This is a genomic window from Mycobacterium sp. NGS35 (genome assembly GCF_059812855.1).
The window spans coordinates 403,626-429,893 of the sequence record NZ_JCALDL010000002.1 but is presented as its reverse complement, the minus strand read 5'-3'; the positions used below and the strand labels follow the sequence as shown (position 1 = coordinate 429,893).

Sequence of the window (26,268 nt, the reverse complement as noted above, 5' to 3'; positions counted from 1 at the left end):
ATCCCCGTGCGGATGCGCGGGGTGCGCAAACGGTACGGGTCCCTGACCGCCGTGTCGGACCTCGACCTGGACGTCCAACGCGCCGAAGTGTTCGCGCTGCTCGGCCCCAACGGCGCCGGCAAGACCACCACCGTCGAGATGTGCGAAGGGTTCGTGCGGCCCGACGCCGGCACCATCGAAGTGCTGGGCATGAATCCGGTCACCGACAACGCGCGCGTCCGGGAACGGATCGGGGTGATGCTGCAGGGCGGCGGCGGCTATCCCGCCGCTCGCGCCGCCGAGATGCTCAACCTTGTTGCGGCATACGCGGCGAACCCGCTCGACCCGAAATGGTTGATGGACACTCTCGGCCTGACCGACGTGGCACGCACGACGTACCGCCGGCTCTCCGGTGGGCAGCAACAACGGCTCGCACTGGCGTGCGCGCTCGTCGGGCGCCCGGAGTTGGTGTTCCTCGACGAACCGACCGCCGGCCTGGACGCCCACGCCCGGCTGGTGGTGTGGGAATTGATCGACGCGCTGCGCCGCGACGGCGTGACCGTGGTGTTGACGACGCATCAGCTCGCGGAGGCCGAGCAGTTGGCCGATCGCCTGGTGATCATCGACCACGGCAAGGCCGTCGCGGCCGGCACGCCGGCCGAGGTGATGCGCAGTGGCGCCCAGAACCAGTTGCGCTTCACCGCACCACCGATGCTCGATCTGTCGCTGCTGTCGGCGGCGCTGCCGCAGGGATACAGGGCGACCGAAGTGTCGGCGGGCCAGTATCTGGTCGAAGGAACGATCAACCCGCAGGTGGTCGCCACAGTGACGGCGTGGTGCGCGCGCCTGGACGTGCTGGCCACCGACATGCGCGTCGAGCAGCGCAGCCTCGAGGACGTGTTTTTGGAGCTCACCGGCAAGGAGGTGCGGCGATGAGCGAATCCCGTTTTGCGCCAGGCACTTTCGCACCCGATCCGCGCCCCAGCGGCATCCAGCGGATGCTCGCCGCGCAATACGGTTTGGAGCTCCGGCTGCTGCTCCGCAACGGCGAGCAACTGCTGCTGACGTTGTTCATTCCGGTGACTCTGCTGGTCGGGCTGACGCTGCTGCCGCTGGGTTCGTTCGGCGACAACCGCGCGGCCACCTTCGTGCCGGCGATCATGGCGCTCGCCGTGATCTCGACCGCGTTCACCGGCCAGGCCATCGCCGTGGCGTTCGACCGCCGCTACGGCGCCCTGAAACGACTCGGCGCCACACCGCTTCCGGTCTGGGGCATCATCGCAGGCAAGTCTCTGGCTGTGGTCACCGTGGTGATCTTGCAGTCGATCCTCTTGGGCGCCATAGGTTTCGGGCTCGGCTGGCGACCGTCGCCTACCGGCCTCGTGCTGGGCGCGGCGGTGATCGCATTGGGCACCGCCGCGTTCGCCGCACTCGGACTGCTGCTGGGCGGCACGCTGAAGGCCGAGGTCGTGCTGGCGCTGGCCAACCTGATGTGGTTCGCGTTCGCGGGGTTCGGCGCGCTGACGCTGGGCGGCGGACTGGTGCCGCACGGCGTCGAGTGGGTGGCGCGGCTGACCCCGTCGGGAGCGCTCACTGAGGCGTTGACGCAGGCGATGACGATGTCGGTGGACTGGTTTGGAGTATGTGTGCTTGCGGTGTGGGGCACGTTGTCCGGGCTGGCGGCGCTGCGGCTGTTTCGGTTCACGTGACGGCAGCCGTTCACCGTCAGGCCGCGTGGGCGGTGCCTACTACAGGCTGTAGTTAAGATTCGGCTATGGGTGTCGGACGGTTCTTGCTGCGACTGGTCGACCTGTTGCCGATGCCCAGCCTGCGCGTCCAACGCCTGATCGCCGCGGCAGTGGTGCTGACTCAGGGCGGTATCGCGGTGACCGGTGCGATCGTGCGGGTTACCGCATCCGGACTGGGCTGCCCCACCTGGCCGCAGTGTTTCCCGGGCAGCTTCACGCCGATCGCCGTGTCGGAAGTGCCCCGCGTGCACCAGGCGGTGGAGTTCGGCAACCGGATGGTGACGTTCCTCGTGGTGCTGACGGCCGCGCTGGCCGTGCTTGCCGTCACCCGCGCGCGCCGTCGTGCAGAGGTGCAGGTGTACGCGTGGCTGATGCCGGCGTCGACCGTCGCGCAAGCCGTCATCGGCGGCATCACCGTGCTGACCGGGCTCCTGTGGTGGACGGTCGCGCTGCACCTGCTCGCGTCGATGACCATGGTGTGGCTGGCGGTCCTTCTCTTCATGAAAGTCAGCGAGCCCGACGACGGGGTGCCGCAGCGGACGGTGCCAAAACCGTTGCGGGGCTTGGTGTTTCTGAGCGCGGTCGTACTCGCCGCCGTGCTCGTCACGGGCACTCTGGTGACTGCCGCCGGACCGCACGCCGGCGACACCAGCCCAACTCGCACGGTGCCGCGGCTCCAGATCGAGATCACCACACTCGTGCACGTCCATTCGACGCTGCTGATCGGCTACCTCGCATTGCTGGTGGGGCTGGGCTTCGGTCTGCTTGCCGTCGCTGCCCCGCGGGCCGTGCTTGTCCGGCTCGGCGTGCTGACCGCGCTGGTGGTAGCTCAGGGCGTGGTCGGAACGGTGCAGTACTTCACCGGTGTGCCCGCCGCGTTGGTGGCCGTTCACGTGGCGGGGGCTGCCGCCGTGACGGGCGGCACCGCGGCGCTATGGGCGGCGATGCGACAGCGGACCAAGGCCGAGCCGCTCCAAGGCTGAACCGACGCATCGCGCGAACTCGCGCTGTTGCAGATCGCGAGTCTGGTCGTCGAGCTGCATCCAACCCAGCGACGGCTCGATGAGCTCCAGTTCGAGTAGCCGCGGATCGTCGATTCCTCCGATGACGTCAACACGCGCGTAGAGGAAGTCCCGGATCGACGTGTTGAGCCGGCCTGCGGCGGCGTCGAGCGCCGCGAAGCCCAGGTCCCAGATCTCGAAGTCGGGGTCAGCCGACGTCAACGTCTCCACCGCGTACGTCCCGGTGGCATCCAGCGAGATGCGCTGACCTTGGGGCGGCAGCATCGCGGCCTTGCTGAACGCGTGCGACTGCTTGCCGCCGAGAAACACCAACGCGGTCTCCCCCGCGTGCTCCACCCGACGGTCATACGGCTGCACCACCACACTGCGACCGTGCGCTTGCAAGTCGGCGGCATGCGTCAGTGCCGCGGCAGGGTCTGTAAATCGTTGCGCGGCAAGCGATCCGGCGCCAGTCGACGGCTTGACCACGATTTCGTCGGCGCTGGGGAGTCGCACGTCGTCGGCGGCGCCGAAAACCTCCGTCGGCACAATCGGCACTCCTCTTGCCGCGAGGTCGAGCAGATAGCGCTTGTCGGCGTTCCAGGCAACCACCTCGGGTGCGTTGAGTAGATGCGGCACCGATGTCGTCCACTGCAGGAATTCGTCGAGCCGCTCGGCATAGTCCCACGTCGCCCGCAGGATGACGACGTCGGCACGCAGCGTGTCGCGGTCGTCCCACGGGCGCCATTTCGCGTGCAGGCCGCGGCGGCGCAGCGCTTCCACCAGGCCGGCGTCGTCGCCGTCACCGTCTGGCAGCGCCTGGCATCCGGCCAGCACGATCCGCGGATGGAACACGTTCGGCCGAGCAAGCTTCATTGCCGGGGATGATAGTGGGATGCACGCAATCGAAGTCGCCGAACACGGCGGTCCAGAGGTCCTGCGTTACGTCGAAAAACCACGGCCTACTCCTGGCCCTGGTCAGGTGCTGATCGAGGCCGAGGCGATTGGCGTCAACTACATCGATACCTACTTCCGCTCGGGCTCCTATCCCCGCGAGCTGCCGTTCATCGTGGGCCAGGAGGTCTGCGGCAGGATCGCAGCGCTGGGCGACGGCGTGGCGGCGCTGCGCGAGGGCGACCGCGTTGTCACGGTCGCAGCCAGCGGCGCGTACGCCGAATACAGCGTCGCCCCAGCCGATTTCGTCGCGTACGTGCCCGACGGGGTGGCACCGGAGGTGGCTGCCTCAGCGCTGCTGAAAGGCATGACGGCCCACTACCTGATCAAGTCGGTCTATCCCGTGCAACAGGGCGACACCGTACTGGTGCACGCGGGGGCCGGCGGTGTGGGGCTGCTGCTGACACAGTGGTTGACCAGCCTGCCCGCGAAGGTGATCACCACCGTGTCGACGCCCGAGAAGGCAGAGCTGTCCCGGCAAGCCGGCGCTGTGGAGGTGCTCGACTACCCCTCGGACCCCGGCGAGTTCGGCGCGCGTATTCGTGACCTGACCGACGGCAACGGAGTGGCCGCGGTTTACGACGGCGTGGGCAAAACCACGTTCGACGCGAGCCTGGCCAGCCTGGCCGTCCGCGGCACGCTGGCGTTGTTCGGCGCCGCGAGCGGTCCGGTGCCGCCGGTGGACCCGCAACGGCTGAATGCGGCCGGGTCGGTGTATTTGACCCGGCCGTCGCTGGTGCACTTCACCCGCACGCCTGACGAATTTTCTTGGCGAGCAGGCGAAGTGCTCGATGCGATCGCCGCCGGGTCGATCACCGTGACGGTCAGTGAGCACTATCCGCTGGCCGAGGCCGCTCGTGCGCACGCCGACCTGCAGGGCCGCAAGACGACAGGCTCGGTGGTTCTGGTGCCGTGAGCACGTCGCCCTACAGCAGCGTCGGCAGCGCCAGCACGGAGTCGACGGCCAGCGCACAGAACACGACGGCCAGATAGTTGTTGGACTGCAGGAAAAGCCGCAGCGGCTTGACCGGCTCGCCGCGGCGCACTCCGGCGTACAGCTGATGTGCCATGGTCAAGAACCACGCCCCGGCCAACACCGCGACCACGGCGTACAACCAGCCCGCAGCCAGCGCAAGCACCAGCGTCGCAGCCACCGTCAGCCAGGTGTACACCAGGATCTGCTTGGTCACGTGGCGTTCACTTGCCACCGCGGGCAGCATCGGCACGCCGGCCGCCCGGTAGTCGTCCTTGTAGCGCATCGCCAAGGCCCAGGTGTGCGGCGGTGTCCAGAAGAAAATGATCGCGAACATCGCCAACGCCGGCCAGCTGATGGTGCCGGTGATCGCGGACCACCCGATCATCACCGGCATACATCCGGCCGCACCGCCCCACACCACGTTCTGCGACGTCCGCCGCTTGAGCAGCAACGTGTAGACGAACACGTAGAACCCGATGGTCGCGCCGGCAAGATGCGCCGACAGCAGGTTCGTCGTCCACCACAGCCAGAAGAACGACGCCACCGACAGGGCGACCCCGAATACCAGCGCATGGCTGGTGGGCACCGCCGCGCGGGCAAGCGGCCGCCGCGAAGTGCGTTTCATCACTTTGTCGATATCGGCGTCGGCGACGCAGTTCAGCGTGTTGGCCCCAGCGGCCGCCAGCATGCCGCCGATCAAGGTGTTGAGCATCAGCAGTGGCGCCACGGTTCCCCGATCCGCCAGCAGCATGGCGGGAATCGCGGTGACCACCAGCAATTCGATGACACGGGGCTTGGTGAGAGCGAGATAACCGAGCAGCGTGGTGCGGATGCGGTGGGACCACGACACGTGGACCCGCTCGCGAATGCTCACGCAAGACTCCTCGGCGGGTGGGCTTCTACTACAGGCGATGGTAGACCGCAGGCCCACATGACCCATAGCGCAGGGTCGAACTGCCGGAGCAATCGACCATCCCGGCCCGGCCGCACTAGGGTTGACCTTGTACTTGACCGGCCGGGCTGCCTACCGACCCGAGGAGCGCGTTTGTGACCACGCTTGAGGAGCTCTCCGCCCTTACCCGCCCAAACCACCCCGACGACTGGACCGAGCTCGACTCGCAAGCCGTCGACACGATCCGGGTGCTCGCGGCGGATGCGGTCCAGAAGGCAGGCAACGGCCATCCCGGCACTGCGATGAGCCTGGCGCCGCTGGCCTACACGCTGTTTCAGCGCACCATGCGCCACGATCCCAGCGACACCCACTGGCTCGGCCGCGATCGGTTCATCCTGTCGGCCGGCCACAGCAGCCTGACCCTGTATCTGCAGCTGTTTCTCGGCGGCTTCGGCCTGGAGCTGTCGGACATCGAGTCGTTGCGCACCTGGGGCTCCAAGACTCCCGGCCACCCCGAGTTCCGCCACACCGAAGGCGTGGAGATCACCACCGGCCCGCTGGGTCAGGGACTCGCCTCCGCGGTCGGTATGGCCATGGCCGCACGCTACGAGCGAGGCCTGTTCGACCCCGACGCCGCGCCCGGCGCCAGCCCGTTCGACCACTACATCTACGTGATCGCCTCCGACGGCGACATCGAAGAAGGTGTGACGTCTGAGGCGTCCTCGCTCGCCGGCACCCAGCAGTTGGGCAACCTGATCGTCTTCTACGACAACAACCAGATCTCCATCGAGGACGACACGAAGATCGCGTTGTCCGAGGACACCCCGGCGCGTTATGCGGCCTACGGCTGGCACGTGCAGATCGTGGAGGGCGGCGAGAACGTCGTCGGCATCGAACAGGCGATTGCCGCGGCCAAGGCCGTCACCGACAAGCCGTCGTTCATCGCACTGCGGACCGTAATCGGTTATCCCGCACCGAATTTGATGAACACCGGGAAGGCGCACGGCGCCGCGCTGGGCGAGGAGGAAGTCGCAGAGGTCAAAAAGATCCTCGGCTTCGACCCAGACAAGAAGTTCGAGGTCCGCGACGAGGTGCTGGCACACACCCGCAAGCTGGTGGACCGCGGCCGCGAGGCGCACGAGAAGTGGCAGGCCGACTTCGACGCGTGGGCCGAACGCGAACCGGAGCGCAAGGCGCTGCTGGACCGGCTGATCGCCCAGGAGATGCCCGACGGGTGGGACGACGACCTGCCCTACTGGGAGCCGGGCTCCAAGGCGGTGGCCACCCGGGCGGCCTCCGGCGAGGTGCTCTCGGCGGTGGGGCCGAAGCTGCCTGAGCTTTGGGGCGGATCGGCCGACTTGGCCGGCAGCAACAACACCACGATCAAGGGCGCGGATTCGTTTGGGCCGCCGTCGATTTCGACCAAGGAGTACACCGCGCACTGGTACGGGCGCACGTTGCACTTCGGCGTCCGCGAGCACGCGATGGGCGCGATCCTGTCCGGCATCGTGCTGCACGGCCCCACCCGCGCGTACGGCGGAACGTTCCTGCAGTTCTCCGACTACATGCGCCCGGCCGTCCGGCTGGCCTCACTGATGGACATCGACACCATCTACGTCTGGACGCACGACTCGATCGGGCTGGGCGAGGACGGGCCGACCCACCAGCCGATCGAGCACCTCGCCGCACTGCGTGCGATCCCGCAGCTGTCGGTGGTGCGGCCCGCCGATCCCAACGAAACGGCTTACGCCTGGCACACCATCCTGTGTCGCGGCGCCGGCAGCGGTCCCGTCGGGTTGATCCTGACCCGCCAGGGTGTGCCGGTCTTGGAGGGCACCAGCCGCGACGGTGTCGCGCGCGGCGGTTACGTGCTCGGCGGAGGCAACCCGTCCGACGACGCCGACGTGATCATCATCGCCACCGGTTCGGAAGTACAGCTTGCGGTGGAGGCCAGAAAGCTGTTGGCGGAGCGCGACATCAACGCCTACGTCGTCTCGATGCCGTGCGTGGAATGGTTCGAGTCGCAGCCGCAGGAGTACCGCGACAGCGTGCTGCCGCCGGACGTGCCGGCACGCGTCGCAGTCGAAGCGGGGGTCGCCCAGAGCTGGTACAAGTTCGTCGGCGACACCGGGGAGATCGTGTCGATCGAGCACTACGGCGAGTCGGCCGACTACAAGACGTTGTTCCGCGAGTTCGGTTTCACCGCAGAAGCCGTCGTCGCCGCCGCGGAACGAGCAATCGACAACTAAAGCGAAAGGCTCTGCGATGACCCAGAATCCGAATCTCGCCGCGCTGTCGGCGGCCGGTGTATCGGTGTGGCTGGACGACCTGTCCCGGGACCGGCTGCGGACCGGCAATCTGCAGAACCTCATCGACACCCGATCCGTGGTGGGCGTCACCACCAACCCGACGATCTTCCAGACCGCGCTGTCCAAGGGGCAGGCCTACGACGAGCAGATCGCCGAACTGGCCGAGCGCGGCGCCGACGTAGACGCGGCGATCCGCACCGTCACCACCGACGACGTCCGGGAAGCCTGCGACGTGTTACGCCCGCAGTGGGAGGGCTCCGACGGCGTCGACGGCCGGGTGTCCATCGAGGTGGACCCGCGGCTCGCCCATGACACCGACAAGACGGTCCAGCAGGCGATCGAACTGTGGAAGATCGTCGACCGGCCGAACTTGCTGATCAAGATTCCCGCCACCGAAGCCGGCCTGCCGGCCATCACATCCACTTTGGCCGAAGGCATTTCAGTCAACGTGACGCTGATCTTCTCGGTCGAACGCCACCGCGCCGTGATGGACGCCTACCTCGCCGGACTGGAGGCCGCCAAGAAGGCCGGCCACGACATGTCCAAAATCCATTCCGTTGCATCGTTTTTCGTGTCCCGCGTCGACACGGAGATCGACAAGCGGCTGGAGAAGATCGGCAGCGACGAGGCGCTCGCGCTGCGCGGGCAGGCCGGTGTGGCCAACGCGCGCCTGGCCTACGCCGCGTACGAGGAAGTGTTCGTCGGCGGTGACCGCTACGAAGCGATGAAGGCCGACGGCGCCCGCGTGCAGCGGCCACTGTGGGCGTCGACGGGCGTGAAGAACCCGGAGTACTCCGACACCCTCTACGTCACCGAGCTCGTCGCCCCCAACACCGTCAACACCATGCCCGAAAAGACCATCGAGGCCGTCGCCGACCACGGTGTCATCACGGGCGACACCGTCACCGGCCGCGCCGGCGAGGCGCAGGAGGTGTTCGACAAACTCGACGCGTTGGGCGTCGACCTGCGCGACGTGTTCCTCGTGCTCGAAAACGAAGGTGTCGAGAAGTTCGAAAAATCCTGGCACGAGCTTCGGGACGCCACGCAGGAACAGCTCGACGCCGCCAAGAAATGACAGGGGCGGAGACCGGATCCGCGGCGGCTGCAGCGGAGTGGCGTAACCCGTTGCGCGACAAGCGCGACAAGCGCATGCCGCGCATCGCGGGGCCGTGCGGTGTGGTGATTTTCGGTGTCACCGGCGACCTTGCCCGCAAGAAGCTGATGCCCGCGATCTACGACCTGGCCAACCGCGGGCTGCTGCCACCGACGTTCGCGCTCGTCGGATTCGCCCGCCGCGACTGGGCCGACGAGGACTTCGGCAAGGTCGTCTACGACGCGGTCAAGCAGCACGCCCGCACTCCGTTCCGCAAGGAGGTATGGGACCGGCTCGCCGAGGGGTTCCGGTTCGTGCAGGGCACATTCGACGACGACGCCGCGTTCGCGCGGCTGGCCGAAACGCTGGACAAGCTCGACGCTGAGCGCGGCACCGGCGGCAATCACGCGTTCTACCTTGCGATCCCGCCCAAGGCGTTCCCGCTTGTCTGCGAGCAGCTGTCCAAATCGGGGCTGGCACGGCAGCAAGAGGGCAAGTGGAGCCGGGTGGTGATCGAGAAGCCGTTCGGCCATGACCTGCAGAGCGCACGCGAACTGAACGCCGTGGTGAACAGCGTTTTCCCGGAAGACACCGTGTTCCGGATCGACCACTACCTGGGTAAGGAGACGGTGCAGAACATCCTGGCACTGCGCTTCGCCAACGAACTGTTCGAACCGATCTGGAACAGCCACTACGTCGACAGCGTGCAGATCACGATGGCCGAGGACATCGGGCTGGGCGGGCGAGCCGGCTACTACGACGGGATCGGCGCCGCCCGTGACGTGATCCAGAACCACCTGCTGCAACTGCTCGCGCTGACCGCGATGGAAGAGCCCATCAACTTCCACCCGCGCGAACTGAAAGAGGAGAAGGTCAAGGTCCTTTCGGCGGTACGGCTGGCCGAGCCGTTGTCGGAGACGACCTCGCGGGGACAGTACACAGCCGGCTGGCAGGGCAGCTCGAAGGTGGTCGGGCTGCTCGACGAAGAGGGCTTCTCCAAGGATTCCAAGACCGAAACGTTCGCGGCGATCACACTCGACATCGACACCCGCCGCTGGGCCGGCGTGCCGTTCTACCTGCGGACCGGAAAGCGGTTGGGCCGCAGGGTGACCGAGATCGCGATGATCTTCAAGCGGGCTCCCCATCTGCCGTTCGACCAGACGATGACCGAGGAGCTCGGCCAGAACGCGCTCGTCATCCGGGTGCAGCCGGACGAGGGCATCACCATGCGGTTCGGCTCCAAAGTCCCGGGCAGCGCCATGGAAGTTCGCGACGTCAACATGGACTTCTCGTACGGCGCAGCGTTCGCCGAGGATTCACCAGAGGCCTACGAGCGGCTGATCCTCGACGTGCTGCTGGGCGAGCCGTCGCTGTTTCCCGTCAACCAGGAAGTCGAACTCTCCTGGGAGATCCTCGATCCCGTCTTGGATTATTGGGCGACGCACGGCCGACCCGACCCGTACGAGGCCGGCACGTGGGGTCCTGAGTCGTCGTTCGAGATGCTGCGGCGCACCGGCCGGGAATGGCGGCGGCCGTGATCGTCGAGATGCCCGACACCACCACCAACGACATCGCCAAGCGGATCACGGCACTGCGCGAAGAGGGCGGTGCGATCACGCTGGGCCGCGTGCTGACACTTGTGATCGCGTTGGACATCGGCAATCTGAACGAAGACGCCATCGAGGCGGCCACGTCGGCCAGCCGTGAGCATCCTTGCCGGATCATCGCGGTGGTGCCCGACGAACCGTTCGCGGAGACACCGCGGTTGGACGCTCAGCTGCGCGTCGGCGGTGACGCCGGGGCCGGAGAAGTCGTGGTGCTGCGCATCTCCGGTCCGCTGGCCGCGCACGCCCACAGCGTGGTGCTGCCGTTCCTACTGCCGGACACCCCGGTGGTGGCGTGGTGGCCAGGTGTCGCACCAGCCGTTCCCGCCCAGGATCAGTTGGGCCGGTTGGCGATTCGGCGGATCACTGATGCGACCGGCGCCGAGGATCCGCTCGAGGCGATCAAGAGCCGGCTGCCCGGCTATACGCCAGGCGACACCGATTTGGCGTGGAGCCGCATCACGTACTGGCGCGCGCTTCTGGCGTCGGCGCTCGATCAGCCGCCGTTCGAGCCGGTGAGCTCCGTGCTGGTGTCCGGGCTGAAGAACGAACCAGCGCTCGATATCTTGGCCGGCTGGCTGGCGTCGCGGATCGACGGTCCGGTGCGGCGCGCAGTCGGCGACCTCAAGGTCGAGCTGACCCGACCGACGGAAACGGTCACACTCAGTCGTCCACAAACCGGGTCGACGGCCACGCTCAGCCGCACAGCCCGGCCCGACGCTTTACTTCCCTTGGCGCGCAGGACGACTCGCGAATGCCTTGCCGAGGATTTGCGCCGACTCGACCCCGACCAGATCTACGAAGAAGCGCTCCGCGGAATCGACAAGGTGCAGTACGTATGAGTACATCGGTCCACACATACCCCGACAGCGCGACATTGGTGGCCGGCGTAGGCGAGCGGCTTGCCGAGGAGATCGCGTCGGTGGTGCGGTTTCGTGGCCGGGCGATGGTCGTGCTGACCGGCGGCGGCACCGGCATCGGAGTGTTGCAGCATCTCGGCGAGCACGGCGGTGGCATCGACTGGTCGCGGGTGCATCTGTTCTGGGGTGACGATCGGTTCGTGCCGGAGGACGACGACGAGCGCAACTTCCGCCAGGCCCGCGCCGCGCTGCTCGACAAGATCGACATCCCCGCCGAGAACGTGCATCCCATGGCCGCAAGTGACGGCGAATTCGGCGACGACATCGAGGCCGCGGCCCAGGCCTACGAACGCGAACTCGCCGCTCAGGCCGACCCCGGTCAGTCGGCTCCGCAATTCGACGTGCACCTGCTGGGCATGGGTCCGGAAGGCCATGTGAACTCGCTGTTTCCGCACTCCGCGGCGGTGCGAGAGAAGCAGCGCTTGGTAGTCAGCGTCGAGGATTCGCCCAAGCCGCCGCCGCGGCGAATCACGTTGACACTGCCGGCAATTCAACGATCGCGCGAGGTCTGGCTGATCGTCTCGGGTGCGGGCAAAGCGGATGCGGTGGCTGCGGCGGTAGACGGCGCAGACCCCGTGTCGGTGCCCGCGGCCGGCGCCGTCGGGCGAGACGCCACCGTCTGGTTCCTCGACAAGGCGGCAGCGGGAAAGCTCGGCGACGGGTCATAATGACCGGCATGGCAGACAAGGGTGGCGCGCGCACCGGCCGGGAACGGATCAAGACCTTGGCTCAGGCAGCGCTCAATGCCGACCTCACCGTCGAGCAGGTCGACACAGTCCTGAACAACCTCATGAAATCCTTGTCGGCGCTCGACAAGTCGATCGAAGGCCTGGACGGGTCGCTGGTCACCTTCAACAGCAGCTTGGACTACCTCAACGACACGCTCAACCGTCTGGAGGGAATCGTCGACCGCGTCGAACGCATCGTCGGCATCGGTGAGGCCGCGGTCGCTCCGTTGGCAGCGACCGAAACCGCAGTCCGCCAGGTGGTGAAGAAGATTCGCGACCGCACGCACCTGTAGGCAATTATTCGCCGATCACCGGGGGTGCGACCAGCGGCAGTTCACCAACCAGTTCGTTGGTGTTGCCGGCCGACACCAGATATCGCGGCGAACGATGCTGCTGGGTGTCGTCGCGCCACAGCCCGCCGGGATAGGCCGTCCCGACCAACGGTGTGACCGACGACGTCGACCGGACCGGGTTCGGTGGGGTGCTCTGCCCGGCCGTGGGCACACCGGTCGGTGGCGGCGTCGCCGTGGCTGCCGGTTCGAAGTGAGCCGACGGTGCGCCGCTGAGCACTGGCGCCACCGCAGCGCTGCTTGGCGGCGAGTGCCACGCCGGCAGCGGATCAGTGACGCCAGCCGGATGCGTAACACCTTTCACGGGGTCGACGGGCAGCGCGGGAGGCGGGGCAGGCCCGACATGAAACGGCGTCGCCCCGGGAACCGGACCGGTGGGCGACGTTCCCGACGCCGGTATGGCCGGCAGCGGAATCGTGTCTTCGGTGCTGCCCAGCGGGAACGGCTCGGGTGGCGATGGAAGATCGGCGACCGCGTTGCCCGCCGCCACGGCGGGTCCGCTGTAGAGCTGGCGGACTTGCGACAGCGCCTCGTCGAGACGCTGTGCCGCCGAATCCCCTTCGTCCGGCGCGGTGATGCACGCCCGCAGATCACCGGCGGCGCGAGACAACTCCCCCAGGTGCACAGCCAGCGATCGGCACGAGGTCAAGCCGTCGAGCGAGCCGGTGATGTAGCGCCGCAACGCCTCTGCAGCCGCCTCGGCTCCTTGGCCTCGCCATCCCTGCTCGAGTTGCCCGCAGACTCCGCGCAACAGAGCGGTCAGTACGTCACGAATATCGTCGATCGCGGCGTGCCAGTCGTCGACGCGGCGCGAGATCCGAACCGGATCGAGTCTGGCCTGCATGTCCATCACCGCGGCGTGCGACCACACGCCGGGAGTCCAGTCGTCCGGCGTTAGAGCCACGACTTCCCTATCGCAGCGCGGTCGGCGTCACCATAACCGCTTGTGCTGCTGCGGAATTGGATAGCAATGGCGGCGAGGTTCGCGGCGTGGGTGTCGAGCAGCCACCGCAGCGAGTTCGCGCCCACCGCTTTGTCCTGCAGCAGCTGCGCCCATCCTCGGCCCTCTTCGCAGTCGCCGAGCCAGCCGTCGCAAACGCCGTCGGCGAATCGTTGAACCGAGCGGGCTTTCGCGGTGAGCTCTGCGGCGGCCGCGTCACACAGCGCTGCCGCGTCGGGTCCGCCTTGCGGGGTGAGGTACACGTCGGCCATGTTCCTACGACGCATCCGCGGCCGCGAACGGTTCCGTCACCCGCTGTTGCGCAGGGCCGACGCGAGGCCGTTCATGGTGAGAAGGATGCCGCGCTGCACGAGTTCGTCGTCGTCGCCGCCGCGGTACCGGCGAAGCAACTCCACCTGCAGGTGGTTCAGCGGCTCCAGATACGGGAAGCGGTTGAACACCGATCGGGCCAGCGCGGGATTGTCGGCCAGGAGGTCGTCTTGACCCGTGATCAGCTGGTGCATTCTGATGGTGCGCTGGTGTTCGGTGACGATCTTGTCGAACACGCGCCGCCGCAACGCCTCGTCGGGCACCAGTTCCGCATATCGGGCGGCTAGCCCCATGTCCGACTTCGCCAGCACCTGAGCCATGTTCGACAGCACGGTGGAGAAGAACGGCCAGCGGTGGTAGAGGTCCTGCAGCACCTCGAGGCCACCGTCGCGGTCGGCGAGCCATTGCTCGATGGCGCTGCCCGTCCCGTACCAGCCGGGCAGCATCACGCGCGACTGGCTCCACGCCAGCACCCACGGGATCGCCCGCAGATCAGAGATCGACGTGGTCTGCTTGCGCGAGGTCGGGCGGCTGCCGATATTGAGTGCGCCGATCTCACTGACCGGGGTGGAGGCGGTGAAGTAGTCGACGAAACCCGTTGTGCGGTGGACTAATTCGGCATATGCGCGGTGGGCAAGTTCGGCGAGTTCGTCGAGCACCCGATACGCCTGTTCGGCGTCGTCGCCGAGGCCTTCCGTGTCCAGCAGTGTGGCTTCCAGCGTGGCGGCAACCAACGTTTCGAGGTTGCGCCGGGCGACGCGCGGTTCGGCGTACTTGGCGGCGATCACCTCGCCCTGTTCGGTGAGACGCAGCGACCCGGACACCGCGCCGGGTGGTTGCGCGAGTATCGCGTCGTAGCTCGGACCGCCGCCGCGACCGACGGTGCCGCCGCGACCATGGAACAGCCGCAACCGAATACCGGCCTTGCGCGCGGTCTCGACCAGATCGAGTTCGGCGCGGTACAGCGCCCAGTTCGCGGCCAGGTAACCGCCGTCTTTGTTGGAGTCGGAATACCCGAGCATCACCTCTTGACTGTCGCCACGCGCGCGAACCAGTGTCCGGTACACCGGAAGGTCAAGTGCCGCTTGCAGAATCGAGGCGCCGCGCTGCAGGTCGTCGATCGTCTCGAACAGCGGGACGATGCCCACGGGCGAGCACGGTTCGTCGCCGGCGGCATCCAGCAGCCCGCCCTCGCGCAGCAGGATCGCCGCCTCGAGCATGTCCGACACCGAGCGGCACATCGACACGATGTAGGTAGGCACCGCTTCCGGACCCAACACCCGCACGGCCCGGGCCGCGGCAATCACGATGTCGACTTCCTTGCGCGCCAGCTCGGACAGTTGAGCGTTCTCGCGAGTCAGCGGCCGGCGAGTGGCCAGCTCTGAAGCCAGCAGCTCGACGCGTTCCGGCTCCGGCAGGGACCGGTAGTCGGAATGCACGCCGGCCCAGTCCAGCAGCTCGGCCACCACTTCCTCGTGCACGTCGGAGTTCTGCCGCATGTCGAGGCTGGAGAGGTGAAAACCGAAGACCCGCACAGATTCTCGTAAGTGGGCCAGCCGGTCGTCGGCCAGAAGATCGCTGCGGTGACCGCGCAGCGACGTGTCCACGACGTCGAGGTCGGCGAGCAGCTCGTCGGGCGACTGGTAGGGCGCCATGCCCAAGTCGAGTTGCGGGCCGGGCTGGCGGTCCAGCTTTTGCTGCGCGGTAGCGGTCAGCCGCGCCCGAATCACGCGCAGTGCCCGCCGATACGGCTCGTCGAGCCTGGCCTGTTCGTCGTTGCGGTCGGCCAGCGCCGCCAGCTCGTCGGTGACCTTCACCAGCCGCGCCGACATCGAAAGCTGTTCTTCCAGCGCGGCGAGCGCGGAAAGGTAGTGCTGGAACGCGGTGTGGGCAGCGCTGTCGGTCGCGTGCCGCACGACGTCGGCTGTCACGTTGGGATTGCCGTCGCGGTCACCGCCGATCCACGACCCCGGCCGCAGAATCGGCTCTTCGAGCAAGTGGGCACCGGGCCAGCGCGCGTGCAGCGCCTCGCGAACCTCCGCGTTGACCTCAGGGATCACCTGCAGAAACGAGGCTTGGAAATAACGCAGGCCGACTTGAATTTCGTCTTGAATCCTCAAGCGCTGCAATCTGATCAGCGCTGTCTGCCAGAGCCGCAGCACTTGACGGCGCAGCTCCGTTTCGATGTCGCGCCCGTCGGGCGTCTCGCGGTGGCCGTGTAGCCGCAACCTCATCAGTTCGGTGATGCGGTGCTGCGTCTCGAACACCGTGCGGCGTCGCGTCTCGGTCGGGTGGGCGGTGATCACCGGCGACACCAGCGCATCGCGGAGTGCTTCGGCGATCGTCGGCGAATCCAATTGAGCCGCATCAAGTTTGCGGTACGTGGCGGCCAGGCTGCTGTCTTGTGGCGGCTCACCCGCCGCGACGTGGATGGCGCGGCGCCGTTCCCGGTGGATGTCCTCGGCGACGTTTGCCAGCAGCGCGAAATGGCTGAAGGCGCGGATCACCGGGATCGCCTCGCGGACGTCGATGCCGTCGAACATCCGCGCCAGCTCCGTGCGGTCGATCTCCGAACGGCGGACCCGAAAGGACTCGACGCGGGCGCGTTCGACGAGGTCGAACACTTCCTCGCCGTTCTGCTCGCGGACGGTGTCGCCGAGGATTCCGCCAAGCAGCCGGATGTCTTCGCGCATCGGCTCGGTCGCCTCGCGCCCCAGCTGCGTGCGGTGCACCGCCCCGATGGGCGCCAATGCGTCGGGAACCTCAGCCATGAGCCAAGTATCGGTGGGCTTCAGGCGCCCCGCACGCCGTGGCTGTTGTCAGCTGTATTTGATCATCAGGCCGACGCCGATGATCGAGACCAGCCAGATCCCGACCACGAACAGCGTCACCCGGTCGAGGTTCTTCTCCACCACCGTCGAGCCGGACAGACTCGACTGGACGCCGCCGCCGAACAGCGTCGACAGGCCGCCGCCCTTGGCGCGGTGCAGCAGCACGAGCAACACCACCAAGATGCTGGTGATCACCAGCAGGATCTGCAGGGCCATCTCCATGGCCGCTACCCTACCGTCTTCAACCGGGCAGGTCGGGCAGCGGGCCGCCGGCGGCGATGGCCGACATGATCGCGAACTGCTCGCCGTCCAGGGATGCACCGCCCACCAGCGCGCCGTCCACATCCGCCTGCGCAACGATGTCGCCGATGTTCTTGGCGTTCACCGACCCGCCATACAGCACCCGGATCGCGTCGGCGACCTGTGGCGACGTGAGCTTGGCCAGCTCGTCGCGGATCGCCTTACAGACCTCTTGGGCGTCGGCCGCGCTGGCCACCCGACCCGTGCCGATGGCCCACACCGGTTCGTAGGCGATCACCACCTGAGCGATCTGGTCCGCAGACAGCCCGGCGAGCGATCCGCGCAGCTGATCGACGTTGTGCTCGACGTGGTTGCCGGCCTCGCGGACCTCGAGGTGCTCGCCGATGCAGACGATCGGGATCAGCTCGTGGCGGAACGCGGCGGCCGCCTTCCCCGCGACGAGCTCGTCGTCCTCGTTGTGGTAGGTGCGGCGCTCGGAGTGCCCGACCACAACGTAGGTGCAGCCCAGCTTGTTGAGGAACGCGCCGCTGATCTCTCCGGTGTAGGCGCCCTGGTCGTGCTGCGAAATGTCCTGGCCGCCGTACGTCAGCTTGAGCTTGTCACCGTCGACCAGCGTCTGCACCGAGCGCAAGTCGGTGAACGGCGGCAGCACGGCGACGTCGACCTTGTCGAAGTACTTCTCCGGCAGCGAGAACGCGATCTTCTGCACCAGCGCGATCGCTTCGAAGTGGTTGAGGTTCATTTTCCAATTGCCGGCGATCAGCGGCTTACGGCTCACGATTGCAGTACCTCTCACTCTTCTAGGACAGCGAGGCCCGGCAGTGTCTTGCCCTCAAGGTATTCCAGCGAGGCACCGCCGCCGGTGGAAATGTGCGAGAAGCCGTCTTCGGGCAATCCCAGCGCCCGCACGGCCGCGGCCGAGTCGCCACCGCCGACCACGCTGAAGGCGCCCTTGCGGGTGGCGCCGATGATCGCTTCAGCTACGCCCTTGGTGCCGGCGGCGAACGCCGGGAACTCGAAAACGCCCATCGGACCATTCCAGAACACGGTCTTGGCGTTCGAGAGCAGGGCCGTGAACCGCTTCACCGATTCCGGCCCGATGTCCAATCCCATCTTGTCGTCCGGGATCTGGCCTGCGCTGACAGTTCGTGAAGGCGAGTCAGCCTTGAATTCGTCGGCGACGACGATGTCGACCGGCAGGTGGATGACATCGGCATGGGTCTCGAGAAGTTCCTTGCAGGTGTCGATCATCTCGGGCTGTACCAGCGACTTGCCCACCGAAACCCCATGGGCGGCAAGGAAAGTGAAGCACATGCCGCCGCCGATCACCAGGCTGTCGGCCTTGGTGGCCAACTGCTCGATGACCGCGAGCTTGTCGGACACCTTGGACCCGCCCAGCACCACCGCATAGGGCCGCTCGGTGGAACTGGTGAGCTGGTGCAGCACATTGACTTCCGCCTCGACGAGCCTGCCGGCATAGTGCGGCAACAGCGTGGCGACGTCGTACACCGACGCCTGCTTGCGGTGCACCACCCCGAAGCCGTCGGACACGAAAGCACCGTCGGGCTCGACGAGTTCGGCGAGCTGACGAGCCAGCGCCATCCGTTCGGTGTCGTCCTTGCTGGTTTCCCGCGGGTCGAACCGGACGTTCTCGAGCAGCAGTACGTCGCCGTCCGTCAGGCCCTCGGCACGGGCGAGAGCGTCCGCGCCGACGACGTCCCCGGCCAGTTGGACATGCCGGCCCAGCGCGTCACTGAGAGCCGCGGCAACCGGTTTCAGCGAGAACTTCGGGTCCGGACCGCTTTTGGGACGACCGAGGTGCGCGGTGATGACGACCTTCGCGCCGGCCTCGGCCAACGCCTTCAGCGTGGGCGCCGACGCGGTGATCCGGCCCGGATCGGTGATGCGGCCGTCGTCGTCGAGCGGGACGTTGAGGTCGGAGCGCACCAGCACTCCCCGTCCCGAAACTCCTTGTGCCAGAAGATCTTCGAGAGTAGGCAAGCCGGCCATGTCTACAGGGACTTGCCCACCAGCGCGACGAGGTCGACGAGCCGGTTGCTGTAGCCCCACTCGTTGTCGTACCAGGACACCACCTTGGCCTGGTTCTCGATGACCTTGGTCAGCCCGGAGTCGAAGATCGACGAGTGCGGGTCGGTGACGATGTCGCTGGACACGATCGGAGCGTCGTAGTACTTGAGGATGCCCTTGAGTTTGCCCTCGGCGGCGGCCTTGAACGCGGCGTTGATGTCCTCGACGCTGGCCGACTTGGAGATCTCGGCAGTCAGGTCGGTGACCGAGCCGGTAGGAATCGGCACGCGCAGCGCGTAGCCGTCGAGCTTGCCGTTCAGCTCGGGAAGCACCAGGCCGATGGCCTTGGCGGCACCGGTGGACGTCGGCACGATGTTCAGCGCGGCGGCCCGAGCGCGGCGCAGGTCCTTGTGCGGGCCGTCTTGCAGATTCTGGTCTTGCGTGTACGCGTGGATGGTGGTCATCAGACCGCGGACGATGCCGAACTCGTCGTGCAGCACTTTGGCAAGTGGCCCAAGGCAATTCGTGGTGCACGACGCGTTGCTGATGATGTTCTGGCTGCCGTCGTACTTGTCGTCGTTGACGCCGAGCACGACGGTGAGGTCTTCGCCCTTGGCGGGCGCGGAGATGATGACCTTCTTCGCGCCTGCTTCGAGGTGACCCTTGGCCTTGGCGGCGTCGGTGAACAAGCCGGTGGATTCGACGACGACGTCGACGCCGAGGTCACCCCACGGCAGCGCGGAGGGGCCTTCCTTGAGCTCGAGGGCCTTGATCTTGTTGGAGCCGACGACGATCGTGTCGTCGCCTTCGAGGCTGACGTCCTGCGGGAACCGGCCGAGAATCGAGTCGAATTTCAGCAGATGCGCCAAGGTGGCGTTGTCGGTGAGGTCGTTGACCGCCACGACCTCGAGGTCGGTGCTCTTGCCTTCGGCCTTCTGCGCTTCGAGGGCCCGGTAGAAGTTGCGTCCGATGCGACCGAAGCCGTTGATACCTATCCGGACCGTCACGTCTGTCTCCTTGGTCTGATGATTTCTCCCGGCCAGCCTAGTGGGAGGGCCTTTTCGCCGTGCGGCCGGTGGTGACGGCAGTGATCTGGTTAACGTGGTCGAGGTGCGCTACGAAGTGACCGACGACGACACCGCCGAGCGGGTCGGCAGCGGCGACGTTCCGGTGCTCGCGACGCCGCGGTTGATCGCATGGCTGGAAGCGGCGACGGTCCTGGCGGCCGCGCCGTTCACGGCGGCGGGCCAGACGACGGTCGGGACCGCGGTACGCGTCGAACATCGCCGGGCGACGAAGGTGGGCGGGATCGTCGAAGTCTCCGCCGAGCCGCCTGCGGCGCCTGACGGCCGGAGTCTGACATTCCGGGTTCGGGCCGTCGACGATTCGGGTCAGGTGGTTGCTGCCGGCGAAATCGACCGCGCGATCGTCGACCGGGAGAAGTTCTTGGCGCGCTTCGGCTGAGCCGTCGCCTGACGAGCCTCTAGATCGGGTGCGCCTCGAACCACTCCAGCAAGAGGTCGGCCGCTTTGTCGGGTTCTTGGTCGGGGATCCAATGCGAAACACCACGCAGCACTTCGAAGCGGTATTCGGCGCTGACGTATCGGGCCGTGTCACGGGCAGGCTTTTCCGTGAGCGCGATGTCGTCGTCGCTCCAGACGTACAGGGAGGGCACCGAGATCTTCTGGTTGGTCGTCCGGAAATCGTTCAGCGGAATCGCCCGGTACCAATTGAGCGCCGCCGTGAGCACACCAGGTTCGGCCATTCCCTTGGCATCTCGCTCGGCCGCCTGCGGGCTCTGGCCTGCCCTGCGCAGGAACCGGGCCATCAGTGCGGCTTTGCCCTTTCGTCCCAACAGCATCCGTTCGGGCAACCAGGGCAGCTGGAAGAAGAACATGTACCAGGATGCGAGACCCTGCCGGCTCGTGACGAAAGACTTGAGGAACGCCGCCGGGTGCGGGACCGAGAAGATCGACAGCGAGGCAAGACGTTCCGGGTACTCAGCGGCTGTCGCCCACGCCGCGAGAGCACCCCAGTCGTGCCCGACGAGGTGAACCCGGCTAGCGCCTACGGTGTCGATCAACGCGCGAACGTCCTCGACCAATTCCGGTGTGCGGTAGTCCCGCCGCCGCGGCGGCCGAGCGCCGGGCGAATAGCCACGCTGGTTCGGCGCGATGCACCGGTAGCCGCGCGGTGTCAGCCGCTCGATCACCCCGTTCCAGCTGCTGTTGAACTGCGGAAAGCCGTGCAGCAACACCACCACCGGACCGTCCGCCGGCCCTTCGTCGAGGTAGTCGAACGTCAGCTCGCCGCGGCGGTATTGCTTCACTATGCGTCCTCGAGAAGATCCGGGGTCACCGCCGACTCGGTGTCGGGGATGCCGTCCTGTTTGGCTTTTCTGTCGGCCATCGACAACAACCGCCGAATACGGCCTGCCACAGCGTCTTTCGTCATCGGCGGATCGGCGAGCCGGCCGAGTTCTTCCAACGACGCCTGTCGATGCTCCACTCGCAGCTTGCCCGCCGCAGCCAGATGGTCCGGCACCGTGTCGCCCAGAATCTCCAACGCCCGTTCCACCCGCGCCGCCGCCGCCACCGCCGCGCGTGCCGACCGCCGCAGGTTCGCATCGTCGAAATTGGCCAGCCGATTGGCGGTCGCCCGGACTTCGCGGCGCATGCGCCGCTCCTCCCATGTCAGCCTGCTGTCCTGCGCACCCATCCGCGTCAACAACGCCCCGATCGCCTCGCCGTCGCGCACCACGACGCGGTCACTGCCCCGCACCTCGCGCGCCTTGGCGCTGATTCCCAGCCGCCGCGCCGCACCGACGAGCGCCAGCGCCGCCTCCGGGCCGGGGCAGCTCACCTCCAGGGCCGACGAGCGTCCCGGCTCGGTCAACGAGCCGTGCGCCAAGAAGGCGCCGCGCCACGCGGCCTCCGCGTCGGCAACGCTGCCACCGACCACATGCGCCGGCAGCCCCCGCACCGGCCGGCCGCGCAGATCCAGCAGTCCGGTCTGGCGCGCCAGCGCCTCACCGTCTTTGGCCACTCGCACCACGTAACGGGTGTTCTTGCGAATTCCGCTGGCCGACAACACATGTACGACGGCGTTGTAGCCGTACAGGTCGAAGATGTCCTTCCGGAGCCGCCGCGCGATGATTCCGAGATCGACCTCGGCCTCGACGATCACTCGGCCGCCCACGATGTGCAGGCCGCCGGCGAAGCGCAGCAGCGCCGCAACTTCCGCCTTTCGCGCGCTCACCGAATTGACGACCAACCTGCTCAACTCGTCTTTGACCTCGGCGGTCATCGCCACGCGTCGTCACCTCCCGGTCCCTCTAACCGGCCGGCCGCAGGGGTCGGCACCGTGGGTGCCATCGGCATCGCTGATGCGCGGACCCGCACGCTGTCCAACACCGCAGCCAACTTCGCCGGATCGTGCAGGGACGTACCCGGCCGCGCCACGTCAGCAAACTTTACTTCCGCGTTGAGCAGCGTGGCCGTGCGCCGCAATTGGTCCCGCTCGCGGTCGCTGGGAACGCGTTCTGCGTCGACGATGATCTCGTCGACGCGGAAGCCGGGCGCGTGCTGTGACAGCACGTGAAGATGCCGTTCCGCAGAAAACCCGGCCGTCTCGCCCGGCTCGGCGGCCAGATTCAGCACCAGCGCCCGACGAGCCGACGTGGCTTGCAACGCCGCCGCGAGACCGGGGACCAGCACATGCGGAATCACGCTGGTGAACCACGAACCTGGGCCCAGCACAACGAGATCCGCAGCGAGGATCGCATCCACCGCCTGGCGGGTGGCCGGTGGATCGCCGGGCAGCAGCCGAACGCGTCGGACTTTTCCCGGCGTCGTCGCCACCGCGACCTGGCCGCGGATCACCCGGCTCATCCTCGGATCGGACTCGAGCCCGGCGACGTCGGCCTCGATCTGCAGGGCGATCGGGCACATCGGCAGCACCCGGCCCTTGACACCCAAGATCCGCCCGAGTTCGTCGAGCGCGGCCACCGGGTCGGCCAGCACCTCGTTGAGCCCAGCAAGCAACAGATTGCCGATCGGATGACCGGCCAGCGCGCCGCTGCCGCCGAACCGGTGCTGCAGAATCGTGGCCCACAGCCGCCCGTACCGGCTGTCGGAAGCCAGAGCCGCCAACGCCATTCGAAGGTCACCTGGAGGTACGACGTCCAGCTCACTGCGCAGCCGGCCCGACGAACCGCCGTCGTCGGCGACGGTGACCACAGCGGTGACATGCGGGGTCAGCCGACGCGCGGCGGACAGCGTCGCATACAACCCGTGCCCGCCGCCGAGCGCGACGATGCGGTGACTCATTCGCGGCCCAGATCCCGGTGCAGCACGCGCACCGACAGTTCGTCGTGCGGTTGCAACCGTTCGGCCAGCGCCTCAGCCATCGCGACACTCCGGTGTTTGCCGCCGGTGCAGCCGATGGCGACGGTCATGTAACGCTTCCCCTCCCGTCGGTATCCCTCGACGACGAGGGATAGCAGTCGATCGTAGGTGTCGAGGAACTCTTCGGCACCGGGTTGAGCCAACACGTATTCGCGCACCGCCGGGGCTTGCCCGGTTTGGGGGCGCAGTTCGTCGACCCAGTGCGGATTCGGCAGGAAACGGACATCCATCACCATGTCGGCGTCCATCGGCAACCCGTACTTGAATCCGAACGACTCAACCGTGACGCTGGTGTGCGCGACGGCCTCCCCACCGAACGCCCGCTCGATGCTCTCACGCAGCCCGCGCACCGACAGCGTGGAGGTGTCGATGATCAGGTCGGCTCCCTCCCGCAGCGGGGCCAGCATCCTGCGTTCGGCGGCGATGCCTTCAGCCAGCGTCTGGTCGCCCTGCAGCGGGTGGCTACGTCGCACCTGCTCGTAGCGGCGGACCAGGATGTCGTCGGACGCCTCCAAGAACAACACCTGGGGCCAGATGCCTCGGGCCGCCAAATCCTTACGCACCCATTCCAAATCGCCGGTGAATCCGCGTGAGCGCACGTCGAGCACCACCGCCAGCTGGGTGATCCGCGACCCGGCTGCCAGCCCGAGATCAACCATCTGCGCTATCAGCTCCGGCGGCAGATTGTCGGCGACGTACCACCCGAGGTCCTCGAGCACCTTGGCGGCGGTGCCACGTCCCGCACCCGACAGACCGGTCACCAGGACGACGTCGATCCCTGACTTCGCCGCAGCCCCGTCGCCGGATGTGTCTCGCAGCTCTTCGCCTGTGCCCTGGTCTGTCATCCGGATGCCCTGCTTCGATCATCGCCCATTGCGGCGGGTTCCGCGCCGATTCCCGGCGAATCTGCGATTGCCGTCTCGTTGCTCGCGTCGTCGGCTCCGAGCGCATCGCGGACGGCACGCGCCGTCGCTAGCCCGATGCCGGGCACCGCGGTGATCTCCTCGACCGACGCCTGTTTGAGCCGGGCCACCGAACCGAAGTGCGCCACCAGCGCCTTGCGCCGCGCCTCCCCCAGCCCCCGCACCGAGTCCAGCGCCGACTCCGTCATCCGCTTCGACCGCTTGCTGCGGTGGTATGCGATTGCGAACCGGTGCGCCTCGTCGCGGACCCGCTGCAGCAGGAAAAGCCCCTCGCTGTTACGGGGCATGATCACCGGATCGGGTTCCGACGGCACCCACACCTCTTCGAGGCGCTTGGCCAGGCCGATCACGGCAACGTCGGTGATGCCCAGTTCGTCGAGCACCGCCTGGGCAGCGTTGACCTGGGGAGCGCCCCCGTCGACGACGAAAAGGTTTGGTGGATAGGCGAACCGGCGCGATGTGTCCGGGACGCGTGCCTCTGACAGATGGCGCCAGAACCGGCGCCGGGTCACCTCGGCGATCGACGCGACGTCGTCGGAGCGCCCGTCGCCGGCCGCCTCCCGGATCGCGAAGTGGCGGTAGTCCGATTTCTTCGGCAGCCCGTCCTCGAACACAACCAGCGAGGCAACCACGTCGGTGCCCTGCACATGGCTGACGTCTACGCACTCGATGCGCAACGGCGCCTCGGCCAGCCCGAGCGCATCCTGGATGCTCTGCAGCGCTTCGGATCTCGCGTTGAAGTCGCCGGCCCGCTTCAGCTTGTGCTGGGCCAGCGCCTCCTGCGCATTGCGCGCGACGGTTTCGGCCAGCGCGCGCTTGTCACCGCGCTGCGGCACCCGCAGCGACACCCGCGAACCGCGCAACGCCGACAACCACTCCGCCAGCTCGTCGGCATTGTCCGGCAGCACCGGCACCAGCACCTGGCGCGGCACGGGATTGGTGTATTCGTCTGCGGCGCCGTCTAATTCGGCCTGCTCTCCATAGAATTGCGTGAGGAATTGCTCTACCAGCACCTTGTGTGCCGATTCCTCTGGACCCGATGCCTTCTCGACGATCCAGCCGCGCTGCCCGCGCACCCGGCCACCGCGAACGTGGAACACCTGAACGGCTGCTTGGAGTTCGTCGTCGGCGAACGCGACCACGTCGGCGTCGGTGCCGTCACCAAACACCACCGCCTGTTTCTCCAGCGCCCGTTTGAGCGCGGAGACGTCGTCACGCAGCCGCGCGGCCCTTTCGAAGTCGAGCGCGGCCGCAGCCTCGTTCATCCGCTGCTCCATGTCGCGGATCATCCGGTCGGTCTTGCCCGACAAGAAGTCGCAGAAGTCCAGCACGATCTTGCGGTGCTCCTCGGCGCTGACCCGATACACGCACGGCGCCGAGCACTTGTCGATGTATCCGAGCAGGCACGGACGGTCAATCTGCCTGTGCCGCTTGAAAACTCCGGCCGAGCAGGTACGGGCCGGGAACACGCGAGTGAGCAGATCGAGCGTCTCGCGGATCGCCCAGGCGTGCGAGTACGGGCCGAAGTAACGAACGCCTTTGCGGCGAGGCCCGCGGTACACCATCAGCCGGGGGTACTCCTCGTTGAGCGTGACCGCGAGCACCGGATACGACTTGTCGTCGCGGTAGCGGACGTTGAACCGAGGGTCGAACTCCTTGATCCAGTTGTACTCGAGCTGAAGCGCCTCCACCTCGGTGGTGACGACGGTCCACTCGACGCTGGCCGCGGTGGTGACCATCTGCCGGGTCCGAGGCGGCAGGCTGGTGATGTCGGCGAAGTAGGAGGTCAGCCTGCTGCGCAGGCTTTTCGCCTTGCCGACGTAGATCACCCGGCCCTGGGTGTCCCGAAAGCGATAGACCCCGGGTTCGACGGGGATCGACCCGGGAGCGGGCCGGTACGTCGAGGGATCAGGCACCTGACCAGGTTAGTACCGGCGCCGAGACTTCCGTGAGCGCGGGAAAATGCGGGTGAGGACCGCGTGGAATACCGTTTCG

At 67.2% G+C, this 26,268-nt stretch carries 25 protein-coding genes; 11 read left to right on the top strand and 14 right to left on the bottom strand.

Annotation, left to right across the window (positions count from 1 at the left end; translation table 11 throughout):
* Positions 1-12: 12 nt before the first annotated feature.
* The 3 genes from AC5Y4C_RS07140 (at position 13) to AC5Y4C_RS07130 (ending at position 2,710) form a co-directional block, all read left to right on the top strand.
* A complete protein-coding gene (locus AC5Y4C_RS07140) occupies positions 13-915 on the top strand; it encodes an ABC transporter ATP-binding protein (RefSeq protein ID WP_499912006.1) in 903 nt (300 codons plus the stop codon).
* Positions 912-1,688, top strand: coding sequence for an ABC transporter permease (locus AC5Y4C_RS07135; protein ID WP_499964584.1), 777 nt, complete (start codon positions 912-914; stop codon positions 1,686-1,688). The genes AC5Y4C_RS07140 and AC5Y4C_RS07135 overlap by 4 nt, the downstream gene beginning before the upstream one ends.
* A gap of 110 nt (positions 1,689-1,798) precedes the next feature.
* Complete coding sequence (locus AC5Y4C_RS07130; RefSeq protein ID WP_499912004.1) at positions 1,799-2,710, top strand: COX15/CtaA family protein; 912 nt, start codon at positions 1,799-1,801, stop codon at positions 2,708-2,710.
* Here the strand turns inward: AC5Y4C_RS07130 and AC5Y4C_RS07125 are convergent.
* Positions 2,660-3,604 carry an ATP-grasp domain-containing protein gene (locus tag AC5Y4C_RS07125; protein ID WP_499911915.1) on the bottom strand — a complete coding sequence of 315 codons (945 nt, stop codon included), beginning with the start codon at positions 3,602-3,604 and terminating at the stop codon, positions 2,660-2,662. The genes AC5Y4C_RS07130 and AC5Y4C_RS07125 overlap by 51 nt on opposite strands.
* A gap of 19 nt (positions 3,605-3,623) precedes the next feature.
* Here AC5Y4C_RS07125 and AC5Y4C_RS07120 point away from each other — a divergent pair, with 19 nt between their 5' ends.
* Positions 3,624-4,598: a quinone oxidoreductase family protein gene (locus AC5Y4C_RS07120; protein WP_499964582.1), complete on the top strand. Its 975-nt coding sequence runs from the start codon at positions 3,624-3,626 to the stop codon at positions 4,596-4,598.
* A 10-nt stretch (positions 4,599-4,608) separates the two neighbouring features.
* On the opposite strand, the gene AC5Y4C_RS07115 is transcribed toward AC5Y4C_RS07120, so the two are convergent.
* Positions 4,609-5,532 (bottom strand): heme o synthase, encoded by a 924-nt coding sequence (locus tag AC5Y4C_RS07115; RefSeq protein WP_499964580.1) that lies wholly within the window; start codon positions 5,530-5,532, stop codon positions 4,609-4,611.
* 173 nt (positions 5,533-5,705) lie between these two features.
* Here AC5Y4C_RS07115 and tkt point away from each other — a divergent pair, with 173 nt between their 5' ends.
* Genes tkt through AC5Y4C_RS07085 form a run of 6 tightly spaced genes read left to right on the top strand, consistent with a single transcriptional unit; the run spans position 5,706 to position 12,497 of the window.
* The gene (gene tkt / locus AC5Y4C_RS07110) at positions 5,706-7,799 is read left to right on the top strand and encodes a transketolase (RefSeq protein ID WP_499964578.1); all 2,094 of its coding nucleotides are present in this window, start codon (positions 5,706-5,708) and stop codon (positions 7,797-7,799) included.
* A 16-nt stretch (positions 7,800-7,815) separates the two neighbouring features.
* The gene (tal, locus tag AC5Y4C_RS07105; RefSeq protein ID WP_499964577.1) at positions 7,816-8,934 is read left to right on the top strand and encodes a transaldolase; all 1,119 of its coding nucleotides are present in this window, start codon (positions 7,816-7,818) and stop codon (positions 8,932-8,934) included.
* Complete coding sequence (zwf, locus tag AC5Y4C_RS07100) at positions 8,931-10,490, top strand: glucose-6-phosphate dehydrogenase (RefSeq protein ID WP_499911908.1); 1,560 nt, start codon at positions 8,931-8,933, stop codon at positions 10,488-10,490. Before tal ends, zwf begins: the two co-directional genes overlap by 4 nt.
* Positions 10,487-11,398 (top strand): glucose-6-phosphate dehydrogenase assembly protein OpcA, encoded by a 912-nt coding sequence (opcA, locus tag AC5Y4C_RS07095; protein ID WP_499912002.1) that lies wholly within the window; start codon positions 10,487-10,489, stop codon positions 11,396-11,398. The genes zwf and opcA overlap by 4 nt, the downstream gene beginning before the upstream one ends.
* Entirely contained in the window at positions 11,395-12,144 is a 750-nt protein-coding gene (pgl, locus tag AC5Y4C_RS07090; RefSeq protein ID WP_499911906.1) for a 6-phosphogluconolactonase, read from the top strand. Before opcA ends, pgl begins: the two co-directional genes overlap by 4 nt.
* An 8-nt stretch (positions 12,145-12,152) precedes the next feature.
* Positions 12,153-12,497 (top strand): ATPase, encoded by a 345-nt coding sequence (locus AC5Y4C_RS07085; protein WP_499964575.1) that lies wholly within the window; start codon positions 12,153-12,155, stop codon positions 12,495-12,497.
* Between the two features lie 4 nt (positions 12,498-12,501).
* Here AC5Y4C_RS07085 and AC5Y4C_RS07080 read toward each other — a convergent pair whose 3' ends face one another.
* Genes AC5Y4C_RS07080 through gap form a run of 7 tightly spaced genes read right to left on the bottom strand, consistent with a single transcriptional unit; the run spans position 12,502 to position 19,951 of the window.
* Positions 12,502-13,458 (bottom strand): hypothetical protein, encoded by a 957-nt coding sequence (locus AC5Y4C_RS07080; protein ID WP_499964573.1) that lies wholly within the window; start codon positions 13,456-13,458, stop codon positions 12,502-12,504.
* Complete coding sequence (locus tag AC5Y4C_RS07075) at positions 13,449-13,766, bottom strand: hypothetical protein (protein ID WP_499964572.1); 318 nt, start codon at positions 13,764-13,766, stop codon at positions 13,449-13,451. Before AC5Y4C_RS07075 ends, AC5Y4C_RS07080 begins: the two co-directional genes overlap by 10 nt.
* 36 nt (positions 13,767-13,802) lie before the next feature.
* Positions 13,803-16,595 (bottom strand): phosphoenolpyruvate carboxylase, encoded by a 2,793-nt coding sequence (gene ppc, locus AC5Y4C_RS07070; protein WP_499911899.1) that lies wholly within the window; start codon positions 16,593-16,595, stop codon positions 13,803-13,805.
* A gap of 48 nt (positions 16,596-16,643) precedes the next feature.
* Positions 16,644-16,877 (bottom strand): preprotein translocase subunit SecG, encoded by a 234-nt coding sequence (gene secG / locus AC5Y4C_RS07065; protein ID WP_499911897.1) that lies wholly within the window; start codon positions 16,875-16,877, stop codon positions 16,644-16,646.
* A gap of 19 nt (positions 16,878-16,896) precedes the next feature.
* Entirely contained in the window at positions 16,897-17,694 is a 798-nt protein-coding gene (gene tpiA / locus AC5Y4C_RS07060) for a triose-phosphate isomerase (RefSeq protein ID WP_499964570.1), read from the bottom strand.
* A gap of 14 nt (positions 17,695-17,708) precedes the next feature.
* Complete coding sequence (locus AC5Y4C_RS07055) at positions 17,709-18,926, bottom strand: phosphoglycerate kinase (RefSeq protein WP_499948849.1); 1,218 nt, start codon at positions 18,924-18,926, stop codon at positions 17,709-17,711.
* 2 nt (positions 18,927-18,928) lie between these two features.
* Positions 18,929-19,951, bottom strand: coding sequence for a type I glyceraldehyde-3-phosphate dehydrogenase (gene gap / locus AC5Y4C_RS07050; RefSeq protein ID WP_499911886.1), 1,023 nt, complete (start codon positions 19,949-19,951; stop codon positions 18,929-18,931).
* 103 nt (positions 19,952-20,054) lie between these two features.
* On the opposite strand from gap, the gene AC5Y4C_RS07045 reads away from it, so the two are divergent.
* Positions 20,055-20,408: a thioesterase family protein gene (locus tag AC5Y4C_RS07045; RefSeq protein WP_499911883.1), complete on the top strand. Its 354-nt coding sequence runs from the start codon at positions 20,055-20,057 to the stop codon at positions 20,406-20,408.
* A gap of 19 nt (positions 20,409-20,427) precedes the next feature.
* Here AC5Y4C_RS07045 and AC5Y4C_RS07040 read toward each other — a convergent pair whose 3' ends face one another.
* Genes AC5Y4C_RS07040 through uvrC form a run of 5 tightly spaced genes read right to left on the bottom strand, consistent with a single transcriptional unit; the run spans position 20,428 to position 26,189 of the window.
* On the bottom strand, positions 20,428-21,273 hold the full coding sequence (locus AC5Y4C_RS07040; protein ID WP_499911879.1) for an alpha/beta fold hydrolase: 846 nt from the start codon (positions 21,271-21,273) through the stop codon (positions 20,428-20,430).
* Entirely contained in the window at positions 21,273-22,250 is a 978-nt protein-coding gene (gene whiA, locus AC5Y4C_RS07035) for a DNA-binding protein WhiA (RefSeq protein WP_499912000.1), read from the bottom strand. The genes AC5Y4C_RS07040 and whiA overlap by 1 nt, the downstream gene beginning before the upstream one ends.
* Positions 22,247-23,272, bottom strand: a complete 1,026-nt coding sequence (locus AC5Y4C_RS07030; RefSeq protein WP_499911876.1) for a gluconeogenesis factor YvcK family protein — start codon at positions 23,270-23,272, stop codon at positions 22,247-22,249. Before AC5Y4C_RS07030 ends, whiA begins: the two co-directional genes overlap by 4 nt.
* Positions 23,269-24,195: an RNase adapter RapZ gene (rapZ, locus tag AC5Y4C_RS07025; RefSeq protein WP_499964569.1), complete on the bottom strand. Its 927-nt coding sequence runs from the start codon at positions 24,193-24,195 to the stop codon at positions 23,269-23,271. The genes AC5Y4C_RS07030 and rapZ overlap by 4 nt, the downstream gene beginning before the upstream one ends.
* Complete coding sequence (uvrC, locus tag AC5Y4C_RS07020; protein ID WP_499964567.1) at positions 24,192-26,189, bottom strand: excinuclease ABC subunit UvrC; 1,998 nt, start codon at positions 26,187-26,189, stop codon at positions 24,192-24,194. Before uvrC ends, rapZ begins: the two co-directional genes overlap by 4 nt.
* Positions 26,190-26,268: the final 79 nt, after the last annotated feature.

Coding starts and splice junctions, on each gene's coding strand:
- AC5Y4C_RS07125 (WP_499911915.1), bottom strand. CDS start 3,604: ATGAAGCTTGCTCGGCCGAACGTGTTCCATCCGCGGATCGTGCTGGCC.
- AC5Y4C_RS07135 (WP_499964584.1), top strand. CDS start 912: ATGAGCGAATCCCGTTTTGCGCCAGGCACTTTCGCACCCGATCCGCGC.
- AC5Y4C_RS07120 (WP_499964582.1), top strand. CDS start 3,624: ATGCACGCAATCGAAGTCGCCGAACACGGCGGTCCAGAGGTCCTGCGT.
- zwf (WP_499911908.1), top strand. CDS start 8,931: ATGACAGGGGCGGAGACCGGATCCGCGGCGGCTGCAGCGGAGTGGCGT.
- AC5Y4C_RS07140 (WP_499912006.1), top strand. CDS start 13: ATGCGCGGGGTGCGCAAACGGTACGGGTCCCTGACCGCCGTGTCGGAC.
- tal (WP_499964577.1), top strand. CDS start 7,816: ATGACCCAGAATCCGAATCTCGCCGCGCTGTCGGCGGCCGGTGTATCG.
- AC5Y4C_RS07085 (WP_499964575.1), top strand. CDS start 12,153: ATGGCAGACAAGGGTGGCGCGCGCACCGGCCGGGAACGGATCAAGACC.
- AC5Y4C_RS07075 (WP_499964572.1), bottom strand. CDS start 13,766: ATGGCCGACGTGTACCTCACCCCGCAAGGCGGACCCGACGCGGCAGCG.
- AC5Y4C_RS07130 (WP_499912004.1), top strand. CDS start 1,799: ATGCCCAGCCTGCGCGTCCAACGCCTGATCGCCGCGGCAGTGGTGCTG.
- rapZ (WP_499964569.1), bottom strand. CDS start 24,195: ATGACAGACCAGGGCACAGGCGAAGAGCTGCGAGACACATCCGGCGAC.
- secG (WP_499911897.1), bottom strand. CDS start 16,877: ATGGAGATGGCCCTGCAGATCCTGCTGGTGATCACCAGCATCTTGGTG.
- AC5Y4C_RS07055 (WP_499948849.1), bottom strand. CDS start 18,926: ATGGCCGGCTTGCCTACTCTCGAAGATCTTCTGGCACAAGGAGTTTCG.
- pgl (WP_499911906.1), top strand. CDS start 11,395: ATGAGTACATCGGTCCACACATACCCCGACAGCGCGACATTGGTGGCC.
- whiA (WP_499912000.1), bottom strand. CDS start 22,250: ATGACCGCCGAGGTCAAAGACGAGTTGAGCAGGTTGGTCGTCAATTCG.
- AC5Y4C_RS07030 (WP_499911876.1), bottom strand. CDS start 23,272: ATGAGTCACCGCATCGTCGCGCTCGGCGGCGGGCACGGGTTGTATGCG.
- ppc (WP_499911899.1), bottom strand. CDS start 16,595: ATGGCTGAGGTTCCCGACGCATTGGCGCCCATCGGGGCGGTGCACCGC.